16 protein-coding genes and 1 pseudogene are annotated in these 15,007 nt (G+C 32.4%); 4 read left to right on the forward strand and 13 right to left on the reverse strand.

Annotated elements, in window-relative coordinates; all coding sequences use genetic code 11:
• Positions 1 to 495: 495 nt before the first annotated feature.
• The 7 genes from ACK3CR_RS03015 to ACK3CR_RS03045 all read right to left on the reverse strand — a co-directional run bounded on the left by ACK3CR_RS03015 (position 496) and on the right by ACK3CR_RS03045 (position 4,962).
• Positions 496 to 1,200 carry an MBL fold metallo-hydrolase gene (locus tag ACK3CR_RS03015; protein ID WP_488974734.1) on the reverse strand — a complete coding sequence of 235 codons (705 nt, stop codon included), beginning with the start codon at positions 1,198 to 1,200 and terminating at the stop codon, positions 496 to 498.
• Positions 1,201 to 1,404: 204 nt separating this feature from the next.
• Positions 1,405 to 1,860, reverse strand: coding sequence for a VOC family protein (locus ACK3CR_RS03020; protein WP_243520202.1), 456 nt, complete (start codon positions 1,858 to 1,860; stop codon positions 1,405 to 1,407).
• A 319-nt stretch (positions 1,861 to 2,179) separates the two neighbouring features.
• Positions 2,180 to 2,545, reverse strand: a complete 366-nt coding sequence (locus ACK3CR_RS03025) for a cupin domain-containing protein (RefSeq protein ID WP_488974735.1) — start codon at positions 2,543 to 2,545, stop codon at positions 2,180 to 2,182.
• Between the two features lie 78 nt (positions 2,546 to 2,623).
• On the reverse strand, positions 2,624 to 3,391 hold the full coding sequence (locus ACK3CR_RS03030) for an ABC transporter permease (RefSeq protein WP_488974736.1): 768 nt from the start codon (positions 3,389 to 3,391) through the stop codon (positions 2,624 to 2,626).
• A complete protein-coding gene (locus ACK3CR_RS03035; RefSeq protein ID WP_488974737.1) occupies positions 3,391 to 4,314 on the reverse strand; it encodes an ABC transporter ATP-binding protein in 924 nt (307 codons plus the stop codon). Before ACK3CR_RS03035 ends, ACK3CR_RS03030 begins: the two co-directional genes overlap by 1 nt.
• A gap of 11 nt (positions 4,315 to 4,325) precedes the next feature.
• A complete protein-coding gene (locus ACK3CR_RS03040) occupies positions 4,326 to 4,640 on the reverse strand; it encodes a DUF1048 domain-containing protein (RefSeq protein WP_061804144.1) in 315 nt (104 codons plus the stop codon).
• Positions 4,633 to 4,962, reverse strand: a complete 330-nt coding sequence (locus tag ACK3CR_RS03045; RefSeq protein ID WP_243520194.1) for a PadR family transcriptional regulator — start codon at positions 4,960 to 4,962, stop codon at positions 4,633 to 4,635. Before ACK3CR_RS03045 ends, ACK3CR_RS03040 begins: the two co-directional genes overlap by 8 nt.
• A 432-nt stretch (positions 4,963 to 5,394) precedes the next feature.
• Between ACK3CR_RS03045 and ACK3CR_RS03050 the strand changes: the two genes are divergently transcribed.
• Positions 5,395 to 6,198: a glycoside hydrolase family 16 protein gene (locus ACK3CR_RS03050; protein WP_488974738.1), complete on the forward strand. Its 804-nt coding sequence runs from the start codon at positions 5,395 to 5,397 to the stop codon at positions 6,196 to 6,198.
• 395 nt (positions 6,199 to 6,593) lie between these two features.
• Here the strand turns inward: ACK3CR_RS03050 and ACK3CR_RS03055 are convergent, their stop codons facing one another.
• Together ACK3CR_RS03055 and ACK3CR_RS03060 are read right to left on the reverse strand one after the other, a co-directional pair.
• On the reverse strand, positions 6,594 to 7,118 hold the full coding sequence (locus tag ACK3CR_RS03055) for a GNAT family N-acetyltransferase (RefSeq protein ID WP_488974739.1): 525 nt from the start codon (positions 7,116 to 7,118) through the stop codon (positions 6,594 to 6,596).
• Between the two features lie 134 nt (positions 7,119 to 7,252).
• Positions 7,253 to 7,789, reverse strand: coding sequence for a hypothetical protein (locus ACK3CR_RS03060; protein WP_488974740.1), 537 nt, complete (start codon positions 7,787 to 7,789; stop codon positions 7,253 to 7,255).
• A 301-nt stretch (positions 7,790 to 8,090) separates the two neighbouring features.
• Here ACK3CR_RS03060 and ACK3CR_RS03065 point away from each other — a divergent pair, with 301 nt between their 5' ends.
• On the forward strand, positions 8,091 to 8,339 hold the full coding sequence (locus tag ACK3CR_RS03065; RefSeq protein WP_488974741.1) for a hypothetical protein: 249 nt from the start codon (positions 8,091 to 8,093) through the stop codon (positions 8,337 to 8,339).
• Positions 8,340 to 8,514: 175 nt separating this feature from the next.
• Here the strand turns inward: ACK3CR_RS03065 and ACK3CR_RS03070 are convergent, their stop codons facing one another.
• A complete protein-coding gene (locus tag ACK3CR_RS03070) occupies positions 8,515 to 9,633 on the reverse strand; it encodes a GerAB/ArcD/ProY family transporter (protein ID WP_488974742.1) in 1,119 nt (372 codons plus the stop codon).
• Between the two features lie 361 nt (positions 9,634 to 9,994).
• Here ACK3CR_RS03070 and ACK3CR_RS03075 point away from each other — a divergent pair.
• Positions 9,995 to 11,073, forward strand: a pseudogene (locus ACK3CR_RS03075) (helix-turn-helix domain-containing protein).
• 63 nt (positions 11,074 to 11,136) lie between these two features.
• Here the strand turns inward: ACK3CR_RS03075 and ACK3CR_RS03080 are convergent.
• The 3 genes from ACK3CR_RS03080 to cuyB all read right to left on the reverse strand — a co-directional run bounded on the left by ACK3CR_RS03080 (position 11,137) and on the right by cuyB (position 14,220).
• Positions 11,137 to 12,309 carry a sulfite reductase subunit alpha gene (locus tag ACK3CR_RS03080; protein ID WP_488974743.1) on the reverse strand — a complete coding sequence of 391 codons (1,173 nt, stop codon included), beginning with the start codon at positions 12,307 to 12,309 and terminating at the stop codon, positions 11,137 to 11,139.
• Positions 12,310 to 12,577: 268 nt separating this feature from the next.
• Positions 12,578 to 13,447, reverse strand: coding sequence for a LysR family transcriptional regulator (locus ACK3CR_RS03085; protein WP_488974744.1), 870 nt, complete (start codon positions 13,445 to 13,447; stop codon positions 12,578 to 12,580).
• A gap of 80 nt (positions 13,448 to 13,527) precedes the next feature.
• Entirely contained in the window at positions 13,528 to 14,220 is a 693-nt protein-coding gene (gene cuyB / locus ACK3CR_RS03090; protein ID WP_243520186.1) for a cysteate racemase, read from the reverse strand.
• Positions 14,221 to 14,626: 406 nt separating this feature from the next.
• Here cuyB and ACK3CR_RS03095 point away from each other — a divergent pair, with 406 nt between their 5' ends.
• On the forward strand, positions 14,627 to 14,962 hold the full coding sequence (locus ACK3CR_RS03095) for a thioredoxin family protein (protein ID WP_243520185.1): 336 nt from the start codon (positions 14,627 to 14,629) through the stop codon (positions 14,960 to 14,962).
• Positions 14,963 to 15,007 lie beyond the last annotated feature (45 nt).

The raw sequence follows: 15,007 nt of genomic DNA on the forward strand, positions 1-15,007 counted from the left end.
TAATAATATGAGGGAATGTTGAACTAATATATAGAACTAGTTAACATAAAACTATTATCAGTAGTAAATGAAAGTTGTTTACTTCATTATATATTCAAACTTAGTTGATGAAATAGGAAGCATAATTGATGATATTTGGGATTACAAAACTACCGATAGCAAATAATAATAATATAATGATTATAAGTGCGAGAACATATTTTTCCATAACTAATTCCCCTCCCCAGTACTACTATTAAGTTTTTACTAAATGTCTAAAATTCTTTTTTATATCCTATACACTCATAGTTAACATAACTTTATTATTGGAAACAAAAAGATGTAAACCTATTGTATAACAACACGTTTACGCCTTTCCTTTATGTGTATTTTATCGAACCCACTAAGTCGTAATTACTACTTTTCTTTCTATGCCTTTTTCATCCTCGAAATTTAATTTGAATAAAAAGCAATTAATTGCTTTTATCGAATAGCATTCAATATATTTAAAGAGTATCATCGTTTATTCTTCGAATATAACGTGAATTTCCCACCATGATAGCAATAGTAATTTTCAGCTTTAAGATTTTTAATCTTTATCAGAGACTGTTCAGCTTTCTCAACATTTAAACAAAACTTTGGATTAGCAATGACTAATTCATGATTCTCTTTAACAGCTGCATCACCTGTAATTATACTTTTTAACCTTGGAAAATATAATGAAATATGCCCTGAAGTATGCCCTGGTGTTGCTACTACTCTACATTCATTATCTAAAATCATATCTCCATCATGTACCTTTTTATTAATTAAAACAGGCTTCAAATTCTTTAGTTGTTGTATAAACCATTTACCAAATTCCATATCTTCATTTGACATATTTTCTAGCAGTTCTTCAGCTTGAACCAATCTTTCTGCCTTCAATTCACCACTAATGTATTTTGATTCAATTTCACTAGCTATAATAGTAATCCAAGGATACTTTTCTTTAAATTCATATAAGGAACCTATATGATCATCATCATAGTGAGTAATAATTATATTTTTTAAATCCTTCATTCCATATCCATTTTTTAGAATTTCATTTTCGATTAAAGTTAAAAAATTGGTATAGCCTGTATCGACCAAGGTTAGTTCCTTATTCACTATAATTAAGCTAGGATAAATACAATTTTTTTGTCTATTAAATTCATATTTAATTGGTAATTCTATTATCTTCATTTTTCTTCCTCCATTCATTTCTTACTTAATTTTACTATTCACTTTAATAGAATTTTTACATAATCTCATTACTTCACTATGTATAGATTATTCATTTTCAGTTCACATATGTTCGCTATAGTTATCAGATAGTCCTGTAATAATCAACTTTACCAAAAACGGAATGTCTATCAAATAGACATCCCGTTTTTCAGGCACATGCTCTCACTTATTCATTTCTTCCCATTCACTAAAGGAAAGTTTGTTAGTTATATGTCTTAAATGTTCAGGTACTTCTACGTAACACATTAACTCTAAACTGTTTCCATCTGGATCATTAAAGTAAACTGTACCGTTACCTTGATTTGGACGTATAAAAGGATCTATCGGTTGATTTGGATTAACAGGTCCAGCTTTAATTCCGAGAGTATTTAACCATTCTACTGAGGTCTTTAAATCCTCATATGTTACTTCAAAAGCAATATGACGCAATGCAGGATGATAAGGAGTCTTATATTCATCCCCTTCCCATAAACCAAGCCAACTTCGTCCTTTATCAATCCAAAAGAAAGCTGTAGATTCATCGCGCCAAGCAAGTTCCAAACCTAACCTTCTATAGAAATTTATTGAATTCTCCAAGTCTTTAACAGGTAAATGTGCCTCATATATTCCTTTTATCAAATTACATCACCCTTATTTTTAATGATATACCGTTAAATTCATAAAATGGTAGATTACACACAGATTTTTACTGGGTAACTATGCTTACCTTAAATTGCATACCATATACAAGTTTAGTTTATATAAAGGATGTTCAAGGAAGTAAAAAAGCGCCACTCGTTATCGATTAATGAGTTTGCGCTTTTCCTTTAGCTATATCTTTAACGAACTTTTTTGTCAGATGAAAATAAAGCATGATTAAAAAGGTTCAACATCCCCATATTTTACAACATAAAAAATTGATTATTTCACCTTGAATTAAAGCTATTTCTATCAACATTTAAATCCAGACGTCATTTTCTGCCGTTTGCTCTGTTCTTTCTTGCCCAGTATTTACAACACCTTTAGGTTCTACAAGCATAATTTCACACTCTTCTTCTGCATAAGGTTTATGTTCAATATTTTTTGGAATAACAAACATTTCCCCCTCATTTAATGTCACTTTTCCATCACGAAATTCAATGATTAAATTACCTTTAAGGACAATAAAGACTTCATCTGTATGTTCATGCTTGTGCCAAACAAAATCGCCTTGTACTTTAACCAATTTAAATTGATAATCATTCATTTCAGCAATTACTTTTGGAGACCATTGATCTTGGAATTTAGATAATTTCTCTTGTAAATTAATCGTTTTATACTCCATTCTCTTTCCTCTCCCTTTTTTATTGATAAATGAAGTCACATGCACTACGAGTGAATTTAAATAATTATTATTAGGGGCTTATACTCTCCTATAAGCTTTCATTCCAAATATACATGAAATCATGATGATTAGCACCATCCAACCAATTGACACCCACAAATCATTTCCAGCAGTTTGGGAATTTAATAGATTCCTGATTGTTTGAATAATTGGTGTCATCGGTTGATTTTCTGCGAAGAGGCCAACTATCTTAGGCATTCCATTGACAGGAACAAATGCGGAACTGACAAAAAGCATCATCAAGAGGATATAAGAGAAGGAACCAGCTCCTTCAATACTTCCAGCAGCCAACGCAAAAGGTACTGAAAGCCACGTTAATGCAAGAGAAAATAGAATAATCATAACCCCCACAAGAAGCCATTCTGAAAATGTTGCATTACTTCTAAATCCAGCTAGAAACCCTACTAGCAAAACGGCAATAATAGAAACTAACATAAAGACAACTGACGCTAAAACATGACCGCCCAGTACGGATGACTTTGATATCGGCATTGACTTAAATCTGTCAAACATCCCTGAAGTTTTGTCCAAGTTTATCCGCAATGAAGTATAAGCTGAGCCAGTGGCAATCGTCATTAATAAGATTCCTGGAAGCACATAATTTATATAATCCTCTTGAGACACCCCTGGAATTTGAATGGCTCCTCCAAATATATAAACCATCCCTAATAACATCATAACAGGCATAGCAATAACAGTAATAAGCGTATCGATACTTCGCAAATTGTGTTTAATAATTCTATTGGCAAGTGCTAGTGTATCACCCACATTTTGTCTTATTTTCATTATTTTCTTCCTCTCGTAAGTGTCATAAATACATCATCAAGGGTTGGGGTAATCATTTTGAAAGTCTTGAGCTCAATATTTTCAGTTGTTAGAGCATTCAACACGTTTAAAGTCGTTGTGATGTCCTCTGTTAAATCAATAGAAAGCTCACAATTGTCTTTTTTTTCAGGGGAATAGGATTCTAAGAGTTTTAAAGCTATGTCGATGTCTTCATTACGATTAAATACAAGAAGTAATTTATCTGCTCCAGCAATACGTTTCATTTCATCAGGGGTTCCACTGGCAACAATTTTTCCTTCACGTAAAAAGCCTATCTGATCAGCTAAATAATCTGCTTCCTCTAAATATTGGGTCGTTAAAAAGATTGTTTTCCCTTGTGACTTCATTTCTTTAATCGTCTCCCAAAGATCCTGCCTACTTTTAGGGTCCAATCCAGTGGTAGGTTCGTCTAGAAAAATGATTTCTGGATTCCCAACTAAACTCATAGCTAAGTCAAGACGCCGTCGCATTCCTCCTGAGTAATTTGAAACAGCTTTATCTTTGGCTTCAGTCAGATTAAACTTTTCTAACAAACTTTCGGCAACTTTTCTCGGATTGCGTTCATGTCGCAATTTTGCAATCAAATGAAGGTTTTCATATCCAGTCAGTATACTGTCAACGGTGGAATTCTGAGAACTAAAACTAAAAAGCTTTTGTGCTGCCACAGGATTGTCAGCAATATTAATATCTTGAATTGTTACCTTTCCATCATCGCTATTAAGTAACCCAGTAACAATTTTTAACAGGGTACTTTTCCCAGCCCCGTTCGCCCCTAATAAGGCATAAACAAAACCATGCTTTAAAGTGATATTGACATCTTTTAAGACCTCATTCCCTTTAAAGCTCTTTTTTACATTTTTGATTTCAAGAACAGTTGAGTTCATGGCTCGCTCCTTTATTTAATAGAATTTCTTAATTTATTTCTTAGTTTGTCAATCCATGTTTCTTCAGGAAACTCAGCTAGGAATGAGTCGGCAAATTCTGCAATATCATTTCCTACTACTTCTCGTATACTTAAACCATCACTGGCACTGCTCTCGAACATCTCTAAAATATTGGTTAAAACCTCAAACATACCTGATCCCTTAGCAAAGCTCCACATATAATTTTCAATTGCTTTCATTGCCTTTCTGTATTCTTCAGGTAATTCATTCACTCTTTTTTTATATGCACGATATTCTCGTTTTTCTTGAATCATCTTTTTAAACATCTCTTTTCTCCTTTATTCCATTCATTTTTTCAGCCAAAAATGACCATCTTATCCAGAAATCGTTTAATTCTTGTTCTCCTTTGGCATTCAGTGTATAGAATTTTCTCGCAGGGCCAAGCTCAGATTTTTTCTTCTCAATCTCCACGAGTCCTTTTTTCTCTATTCGAACAAGAATGGTATAGACTGTTCCTTCCACAATATCATCAAAACCTAACTCATTTAGATACTTAGTAATTTCATAACCATAGGTTTCTCCTGTTTGAATTTTTTGGAGCACCACACCTTCAAGAACTCCCTTAAGCATTTCCGTTAAATCTTTCATATGTCCTCCTTACAAGCTACTCAGCATTACTTAGTACCACTATATAGTATTACGAAGTAGCGCGATGTGTCAAACAATTTTATTCATATTATTTATTTGGGCAGCTTTACTCTTGCTAAGTCTAAGCATTTAAGGCAGATTTTATGAATAATAAAAAACCGATTTCTCAATACAGGAGAAATCGATTTTCTCAAATCTTAGAATTTGCTTGATATAAATTTTCAAAAGCATGATTTAGTTCAGTATAAAGCCCATCCCTGTAAATATTATCACTCCAAAGTTCAATAACTTGATCTCTTAATGAAATAGCCTAACTGTCGATTTTAGACATCTTTATTACCTCTCAACAGGCATAAGATTAAATCTCCTCTTCATATATTAAGTGAGAGTGAAAATGGTATATAAAACGTGCATTCTAAAGGGAGTACAGTGTTGAAACTATTTATTTTTATCCTTATTATCGGTGTAATTGTGTGTTCTACTATAAGTTTACCTATAATACTACAACAGAAAGACAACAATCATGTTCAACCAATTAAAAAGAAAACAGGTAAAAATAAAAAAGAAACCCATAAATTATGGGAAATAGTGTGGCATGAAGATTTTCAAATGTTTGATTCGTCAAAATGGACTAAACTTCAACGTAAGGGAAATATCGATGAATTGCAATTTTATCTACAAGAAAATGCATCATATAGAGATGGAAAGCTTTATATAATGGCAAAACAAAAAAAGCACTATGGTCAACAATACACCTCATCCAGAATTACAACAAAAGGAAAATTCGAAGTTAGATATGGAAAAATTGAAATTATAGCTAAAATTCCAGAAGGTAAAGGATTATTCCCTGCTTTTTGGATGCTTCCATCAAGTGGAGATGAATTGCCGGAAATCGATATTTTAGAAGCTATAGGAAGTAATCCATATAAGGTGTATTATGTTAACCACTGGGAAGAAAAAACAAGGTATCGGTCTTATGCTACATTTGAAATTGATAATGTCGCCACTTTTCATAAGTACTCCATTATATGGACTAAGAATTCAATTCATTGGTATGTTGATGGTAAACATATTTTCACTTCTAAACAAGGTATTCCACAAGAACCAATGTTTTTTATTTTAAATTTGGCAGTTGGAGGTACATGGCCAGGAAATCCAAATAAATATACTAAATTCCCTAGTTACTTTATTATTGAAGATTTAAAAGTTTATAAACAGATTAAAAGTAGGGGTTAAACAAGTGAATCTAAATGTATATCATATGCATTTAGATTCACTCAACATAAGGTATCTTCAAGAAATTTAGTAAGCCAAGGTCTCCTTATTAATAAAGGACTCCTTGGCTTCTTTCTTATTTATGTAAATTTTATATATTATCGATATATATAGCTTCAAAAAAATCAGGACCTGTCCATTCACCGTTGGTTTTGTATCCCATAGTTTCGATTGCCCGTGTATCACGCTAAGCTGCAGCCTCGCTTAAATTAAGGTCAAGAGCTTGTAACAGCAGTCTATTACTTTTAAGCTTTATATTTGGTTCCCCTTTCTTTTAGATAGGAATTCAACGTAAAGTTTCATAGATAGGAAATAATAAAACGTGCCTACTGTTTCTCATATAAATGTTATAACTGTCAATGTAGTAATGAATTATAAATGGAATAATCTACTTCACCTGAAATATTTCCCAGTCCATTTTCACACAACTCCATAGCCATTAAATTCTCCACAGAAGATGGAAGATTTTTCAGGGATGCATAGATACCGAATTCAGTTGATGTTCTAAATCCAAAGTGTTGATAGTATCGATAATCTCCTTCAACAATAATTCCCTTATACCCCATTTTAGTAGCTAATTTAATACCTTCCTGCAACATATACTTACCAATCCCTTGGCGTTGTTTATTAATTGCCACTGAAACGGGTGATAACATTAATATTTCATTTTCAAACTTATTACTAATCGGGAATTTTGAAAGTATAAAGTGTCCTATAATAACTCCTTCTTCCTCAACAACTAAATCAAGCTCAGGAATATAAAAGTGTTTTTCTCTAATTTCTCTCACCAAAGCTTTTTCAGCTACTCCATTAGAATAGTTGGTATTTTTGAATATTTCATATACAAAGTCATCAATAAAACTATATTCTTCTTTTTTCACGACTCTTATCTCCATTAATACACCTCCAATGCCCAATCATTTTTTCATTTCATCACATTTTTAAATATCCTTATATCAATATAAAACTTTAATCATACCTTATTTTAAATAATTGAAATGTTCATTATAAGAACCTATTCTTCTACCAAAGCATGAAGAATATGAAGCTCCTCTCTTAAGTTACTTTTTTCATCTATTGTTATTATCTCTTTACTTTTCAAAAAATCTTTTAGTTGTAAATAACTGCTTAATGGGAATTCGTGCATACCCCATAAATTGCGGTAACCTAAGATGCCATTAGTAATTAGTAATTGATCAGCTTCCCTTACTACTTCCTTAATAAAATCTATAAAAAGACAATCGATATCTATCAAGGCTTCTCCCTTTTGCTTACTCCTGTCATAAGCATCTTCAACTTCTTCATATATAGTGATTTTGATAGATAACGTATCATTGTTTTTACGAACAAAAGTCCATTCCACTCCGCGTGGTTCTTCATCCCAAATAAACGTTTCTAATTCCTCTTCATGTGTTAGTAAGGAAACGAGACTGCGTAATACATCTCCAAAAGCATCTGTTACATAACTTGGACTAAACTCAAACCTTTTAGAGTTAATTTCAATAAACCCATTGGCCCAACCATGACCACTTAAATCATAATTAAATTTCATACGCTCTCCCTTTTTCTTTCATATATCATTTCACTATTCTCTTTAATAATTAAGAATTGGATGATTTCAAAACATCAATGAATTTTATCTTTATAATACACAGATCCAGTTAACTTTTACTTGTATTATTTACTATACTACCTCCACTGGGATTTTATAGGTTCATTTTTATAACTTTACGAACTTTTTTCAATCCCTATCCGTCTAACTTATATAAAATTTTTCTTTCTAATATTCATTGGGAAAGGAGGAATAAAATATTTTTGATTTCTTATCTATAATAAGCCTAATCGTAGGATGGATGATGGTAAATTTCATTGTAATCAAGGTTTCTTTGAAGGATCAAAAAAGATGGATAGTCTCAGGTGGTGTAGTGGTATCCTTACTATGGGCTCCTATAGCCACTACAATGAGTATTCTTATTATTGTGTATTACACTAACAATCCTTTTGGTGCTGGTGCAGCAGGGGTCGCTTATGGCCTCCTTCTTTTTGTGAACGGCATCGTCTTTCTTATCACGGCCCTCTTTTCTAATACAAAAGGGAAGTAGCGTTTAACTCCCCATTTTTAATACATAAAATAGGCATCTTCCGTTCATATAATCTACTTTATGCGAAGAAAAAAGGATTCCCAGTTGGAAATCCTTTTTATCATTTATTCCTGACCATCAAAAAGTCTTTGCCTTCGTTTAAACACGAAGGCTTTGGAATATAACATAGAGGTTATTATGTTCCATTTGATTTTAATCGATCTTTCTTCTTGAAACGGTTACGAATTAGGGTAACAAGCAGCATTAGCAATGGAATAATAACATGGAAATAAACAATAATATAACGGGTGAAATAGATACCTTCCTCTGTGTGTTCTGAATAACTGGAGGCCATAGCCATTGACAAAAAGATGATAATAAAAGCAACGGGTAAAATAATCTGCTGATGATTTTTTAATTTGAACAAATCTACGATTCCAATTAGGGCACCATAGAAGAAGATGGATGCTTTGAAAAACACCGTAATCAACAAAGTAAATACAACAATCACATCTAGGCGTTGGATAAATTCAAGAAGATTAATCTTTCCAACGGTTAACAACAAAGGAAAAGTAGATTTCTTTACTTCTTCAACACCAATGATAGCGATATTTAAACTTGCTGTCCAAGATAAGATAAGCCCGCCTGAAATCAAGGCAGACAACCATACTTTTTTTATTAATCTAGGGCGATTTAAATAAGGAAGTAACGTCATAAAGACAATCAATTGATTAAAAGGAAAATTGCTAGTCTCCAGAAGGGCCGTCGTTAAGATGGGTGTCCAGCCGTTTTCCAGAAAAGGCTGGACTTTATCTAAGTCAATATCGCCTGAAATAAGAGCAAGAAAATTTCCAGTTACCCCAAATAAAACTAATATGACAATAAATACTTCCGCTGTTCTCCCTACTACTTCAATCCCTAGATAAAGTACATAACACATGGTGAGAACGAATAGGATAATGATGGCTAGTAATGGGGTTTGCGGTAATATCGATGAAAGCAGCAAATCCCCGAAACTACGGATATTATCGGCAGCATTATACAAAAAGTAGAGAACGTATAACAAGCCAACAATCCACCCTAGGTATTTACCGAATATTTTTCTAGTATGTCCAGTAAGAGGTAAGTTGGGATATTGTCGAAATAAAAAGTAATAAACGAAAAAAAAGACTATTCCTACAAACATTCCTAAAAGAATGGCCAGCCAGACATCTTTTTTCGCATTTATTCCATAACTTGTGACAACTGCAGTCCCCATCTCAAATATAAACATCAAGGCAAATAGCTGAATAACGCTAATTTTGGCTTTCTCCACTGCCTAGGAACTCCCCCCTTTACCCAATGATTTAACCTGCACGCTTGTATATCTTATCTAGTCATTCATCTATCTTCTCCTACTTTCCTATTTTCAATACTTTTACGGACGTGTTGTAATGTGAAATAATCAAATAATGAAAGGATTTCATAAAGATCAAGAAGACTTTTTCATCGATCAACTAGATACCTTTAGATGATTTAGAACAGAAAAATAATTTATTGAGAAACTAATGGAAGAACAAAATCTTGAGAAAAACTTTGTGTTTCAAGCTTTGTACCATTTTAAATTTTATAAATCACACCAAATATCAAAAGGAAGAACTTGATACTTCTTATAATTTTCTTGAGGAGTGAGATAAATGAATGAACATATACAGCTTATGATTGATTGGATTGAAGACAAATTAAAAAATGAATTTTCGCTAGATGAATTATCTCATTATATCGGTTATTCTCCTTAATTATTGTTCTTTTAAGTTCCATCAAGTCACAGGTATAAGTATTAGACGTTATATTCTTCTTAGAAGATTGTATTTATCTATAGTAGATTTGGTAAAGGATAGAAAGATCATTGATATTGCCTTTGATTATGATTATTCTTCACAAGAAGCATATAGTAGGGCTTTTAAAACCGTTTTTGGTGTAAATCCAAGAGAATTTCAAGTTAACAAGATGCCTGTTCAATCATTTGTTAAACTTACTATAAATAAAGACAAGGAAAGGTGTAAAATGAATATTTCTAGAAAAATGGAGATTGAACAATTACAAAATGAGAAGAGTGAGTTTTTTGACAAAGATGTACTCAACATATTGAATGGGCAGGTTATGTATGAAGAGTTTAAAGATAAAAAACTAATGGGAGATGCTGATTACGTTCCATTTAATGAAGCGATGTGTGTAAACGCGACTACTAAACATGTTTTTAATGAAGAGTTTATAAAAAACACGAGCATCGGGACATCATGAACTAGTAGAAAAGTATATTAAAAAGGTTATCAACCCATTAGACAATCTTTTTAATAAAGAGTATACATGTATTGTTTTATGGTTTGGTGAAGACATGTTTTGTCAAATGAACCCACTTACATTACTTTCCTATCTTGAACAATCCGGGTATGATGGCAAAGTGTTCTTAAATAGCTTTAGAGAAGATGAATTTAAAGTAAGCCAAACTGAACTTGAACTAGGTAATTATTATTCTGTATACAACGAAGTATTGGTAAATCATAAAAAACCATCAAATGAACTACTTCCAGTCATGTATCAGGCAATAGATATATATTTAGATATGCTGAAAGAAAATAATGCAGTAGCAAAGTATATTTCTAAAAATAAAGATTTACCAACACCAGAATTAATAAATAGGTTATTTAATCTTTTCCCAACAATAGGATATGGAGATTCACAATACATAGAGCTTATTAATAAAACGAAATAAAAAGAACAACCCCTTTACACATACCTAAGATGAAATGGGGTTGTTCTTTTTATCTAATCTATCTTAATATACATCACGCTGATAACGTTTTTCTTTTTTCATAGCTGCTAGCTGTTCTTCGGCTTCTTCACGACTCATGTTTCCTTCTTTTTCGATAATGGAAATCAATGCTTCGTGAACGTCTTTTGCCATATATTCCTTATCTCCACAAACATAGAAATAAGCTCCATCTTGTAGCCATTGATACAATTCCTTGCTGTTTTCAAGCATTTTATGCTGTACATATACCTTTTGTTCTGTATCACGCGAGAACGCCGTGTCTAACTTTGTAAGTACGCCCTCTTCTTGATACTTCTCTAACTCGTCTTGATAAAGGAAATCTGTTGCTGAATACTGATCACCAAAGAATAACCACGACTTCCCATTACCTTTATTTACTGCACGTTCCTCAATAAATGAACGGAATGGTGCAATCCCAGTTCCTGGACCAACCATAATAATATTTGTTTCTTCTGATTCCGGCAGATGAAAATGTTTATTTGGTTGAATAAAGATTGGAAGTGTATCACCTGCTTCTGCACGTTCTGCGCATTGAACCGAACAAACTCCTTTTCGGTCCCTGTCATAAGATGTATAACGTACAACACCAATTGTTAAATGTACTTCATCCGGATTTGCAGCTAAACTGCTTGCAATTGAATAAAGGCGTGGTGGAATTTTTCTTAAAAGAGATACGATTTCTTGGGCAGAAGCCTTCCACGGACCAAAGTCACGTAACATATCAAGTAAATCGCGTCCATAAATATATTCCTTTACTTTACTTACATCTTCAGCATCTAAAAGCGTTTTTAGCTCTTCGCTTTCTGTAAACTGTGCTGCTTGTTGTAAAATCTTCTTTGTTAGTAACGTAATTTCGAAATAAGTTGTCAACGCTTCCTTCAGTGGAAGTGTATCACCTTTCTTATTAATTGTTACAACTTGCTCTCCATCCCATTGCATTTCTGTCAGAAGTTCAGCTACTAATTCTTGATCATTTTCAGGTACAATACCTAAAGCATCACCTGGAACGTAAGAAAATCCTGAATCTTTTAAAGATAATTCAATATGTCTTGTTTCTTTATTAGATCCCTCATGATTTAAATTAATATTTTTGAGCACCTTTGCTTGAAATGGATTTGTTCTTGAATATACTGGCACTTTTTTTTCTCCCTTTGTTTGATCTGTAGTAAGTTTCATATTGTTCACCTCACTAAGTTTATCACATAATTATACCATTGAAATAATTCCCTATGTGAAAATAAAATCTAAGTTTCTTAATTTTTTTCTGATAAATTGAATAAAGCTCTTACTCCAAAACTCTTAAAGTAAAGCGGCAGAAGCTCGTTCATTGAAGAGTAATTATATTAAAGGATCAGTTATGTAAAATCTTTGCTCAGCATGAGCAAAGGCTTTCTTTATGAGTGTAAAATAACAATAAACCGGTTGATAGTCAACCGATTTATTGTTATTCAAACATTTTCTTCTTAAAAAAATCCATAAATACAGACTCTGATTTTCCTTTTAGATATATAAAATCAATACTAATATTAGTCTTTATATCTGGAGCCATTTCTACTCTGAATAATTTATTATGTTCGATCTCTTTTTGCACACAATGCGCAGGCAAGAAACTAATACCTAATCCTTGTAGTACTAGATTTTTGGCAGTTTCCATATTATCTACTTCTAAATATATATTAGGATTTATTCCTTTGCTTAAGAATAATCTATGAATAAAAAGCCAATCCATAGAGCCGTAATCAAATAAGATAAGGGGGTGATCTCCTACGTCTTCTATTGTTACTTTTTCTTTTTTTAAAAATGGATGATTCGGTGGAACAAAAAGGCCTATGGGGTCATTATAAAGACGAATAGATTCAATTTGAGAATGAGCCTCCGTTCTTATAATTCCGAAGTCAACTTCTTTGTTAATGACCTTACGTAGAATATCTTTAGAATGCCCTGTTAAGAGTTTTATTCTAACATCCTTAAATTCAGATTTGAAAGCTGGTAGGATATTTGGCAATACATTGTTTGAAATTGATAAGGCACTCCCAATCACTAACTCATAAGGAATAAAGACTTGTTGCAACCCATATGTTGCTTCTTGATAAGATTGAAGAATTTTCTGAGCATGAGGTAAGAAATACTCCCCTTTTTCCGTTAATGATGTTTTATTTCCGGCTCTATTAAAAAGTTTTATATTCATCTCCCGTTCTAATGACTGGATACGAGCTGTAACAGAAGGCTGAGTTAAATAAAGAGCTTCTGCTGCTTTGTTGAAACTACCTAGTTGACAAACATATAGGAAAGCTTCAATGTTTTCAATATTCATTTTCTAAGTGCTCCTTATTTATACATAATGGGTGGATCTATTTTATTATAATGAATGTCTATTCCTAATATTAACCTCCATCAACACTTTATCAGATCATTGGCATTTTTGATTACAACTCGAGCTAAAATCTCTGTTGGATCAATAACTACAAAAGCTGAAGATGATTTAAGAACTAAAGGAATTTCCGTGCATCCTGCTATAATTGCTTCTGCTCCTTCTTCAATTAAGCTTCTCGCAACTTTTGAAAGGTAAGAACTACCCTGTTCTAAATTTCCTCTTTTAATGGCATAGATCCCCTCCATTACTTCCCTTTGCCTTCGTATAGTTGGTTCAATAACTTCTATTTTATAATGATAGCAACTATGTTGGTACAGTTTTGTATTGATGGTTCCATCCGTAGCTAATAATCCTACTTTTTTAAAATGACGTTTCTTTAAAAACTTAGCCGTCTCTAATGGCATATGCAAAATAGGGATACTAACAGCATTTTCTACTGATTTAACAAAGAAATGAGCTGTGTTGCACGCTACTACAAGAAAGTCTGCTCCTGCAGATTCTAAACGGTGTGCAGACTCAATCATAAAAGGAATTGGATCTGTTCCTTTTCCTAAAATAGCTGTTGTTCGATCTGGTATTTGAGGGAAATTATCCGTTATAAGGTGGAGATGATCTTGGTCTTTCTCAGCAGGGGTAAGCGAGATTATTTTTTGCATTAAGTCAACCGTTGCTAATGGACCCATTCCACCCATAATTCCTACTACTTTCTTCACTATATTCACCACTTTTATGTTATTTTGAACCTTGTATTTCTAATAAGTGAAACTATTTTCTTTATTATAGTTTTAGTTTCAAGGTGTGAATTATAGAAATAATCTATATAGTAATAGAAACTGTATATTGATAGAATTTTTAAAATATGCTAAGAATAAAAAATTACCAATATGTGCTGATAACATCAATTTACATAACGTGAATTTCAGGAAGTGAAAAGGATAAATCTCAAATAACGATAGGTTTTGAGTTAGTCCATATATTAACTGTTTGGTAGGAAACTTGTTCAGTCGTTAAAAAATCGCTGTTCACCTTTTATAAAATATAAAGCAGATTTATAGACATGAACAAGGTGGATCTATTATATTTCAAGTCAGATACATTCTAATTCTAAGGAGGAATTGGATGAAAGAAGTGACAGAATTAATTTCATTGGATTCAATAGGTACTTTTATAAATAATCACAAGTTAAGTTTCTTATATATCTCAAAACCGGAATGCGTAGTATGTCACGCTGTTCTACCACAACTAAGAGTATTGTTAGAACAGTTTCCAAGTATCAAATTGGGTTATATAAACGCTAACAATGTAGAAGAGATTGCTGGCAAATTTTCAGTTTTTACCGTTCCAGTACTTCTTTTGTTTATTGAAGGAACTGAATTTATAAGAGAAGCTCGTTTCGTTCATTTTGAACAGTTGGAACAAAAATTAAAAAGAATCTATCAGTTATACAAAGATTAATTTATGAATTTTGCGTATGGATCTCTTTACATAAAAATAGCGCCC

The sequence above is a fragment of the Priestia sp. TRM10 genome (genome assembly GCF_057808375.1).

What these genes read in the sequence shown, in the direction of transcription:
- ACK3CR_RS03015 (WP_488974734.1), bottom strand. Translation starts at nt 1,200, where the DNA reads ATGAAGATAATAGAATTACCAATTAAATATGAATTTAATAGACAAAAA.
- ACK3CR_RS03025 (WP_488974735.1), bottom strand. Translation starts at nt 2,545, where the DNA reads ATGGAGTATAAAACGATTAATTTACAAGAGAAATTATCTAAATTCCAA.
- ACK3CR_RS03030 (WP_488974736.1), bottom strand. Translation starts at nt 3,391, where the DNA reads ATGAAAATAAGACAAAATGTGGGTGATACACTAGCACTTGCCAATAGA.
- ACK3CR_RS03035 (WP_488974737.1), bottom strand. Translation starts at nt 4,314, where the DNA reads ATGAACTCAACTGTTCTTGAAATCAAAAATGTAAAAAAGAGCTTTAAA.
- ACK3CR_RS03040 (WP_061804144.1), bottom strand. Translation starts at nt 4,640, where the DNA reads ATGTTTAAAAAGATGATTCAAGAAAAACGAGAATATCGTGCATATAAA.
- ACK3CR_RS03045 (WP_243520194.1), bottom strand. Translation starts at nt 4,962, where the DNA reads ATGAAAGATTTAACGGAAATGCTTAAGGGAGTTCTTGAAGGTGTGGTG.
- ACK3CR_RS03060 (WP_488974740.1), bottom strand. Translation starts at nt 7,789, where the DNA reads ATGAAATTTAATTATGATTTAAGTGGTCATGGTTGGGCCAATGGGTTT.
- ACK3CR_RS03065 (WP_488974741.1), top strand. Translation starts at nt 8,091, where the DNA reads ATGATGGTAAATTTCATTGTAATCAAGGTTTCTTTGAAGGATCAAAAA.
- ACK3CR_RS03080 (WP_488974743.1), bottom strand. Translation starts at nt 12,309, where the DNA reads ATGAAACTTACTACAGATCAAACAAAGGGAGAAAAAAAAGTGCCAGTA.
- ACK3CR_RS03085 (WP_488974744.1), bottom strand. Translation starts at nt 13,447, where the DNA reads ATGAATATTGAAAACATTGAAGCTTTCCTATATGTTTGTCAACTAGGT.
- ACK3CR_RS03095 (WP_243520185.1), top strand. Translation starts at nt 14,627, where the DNA reads ATGAAAGAAGTGACAGAATTAATTTCATTGGATTCAATAGGTACTTTT.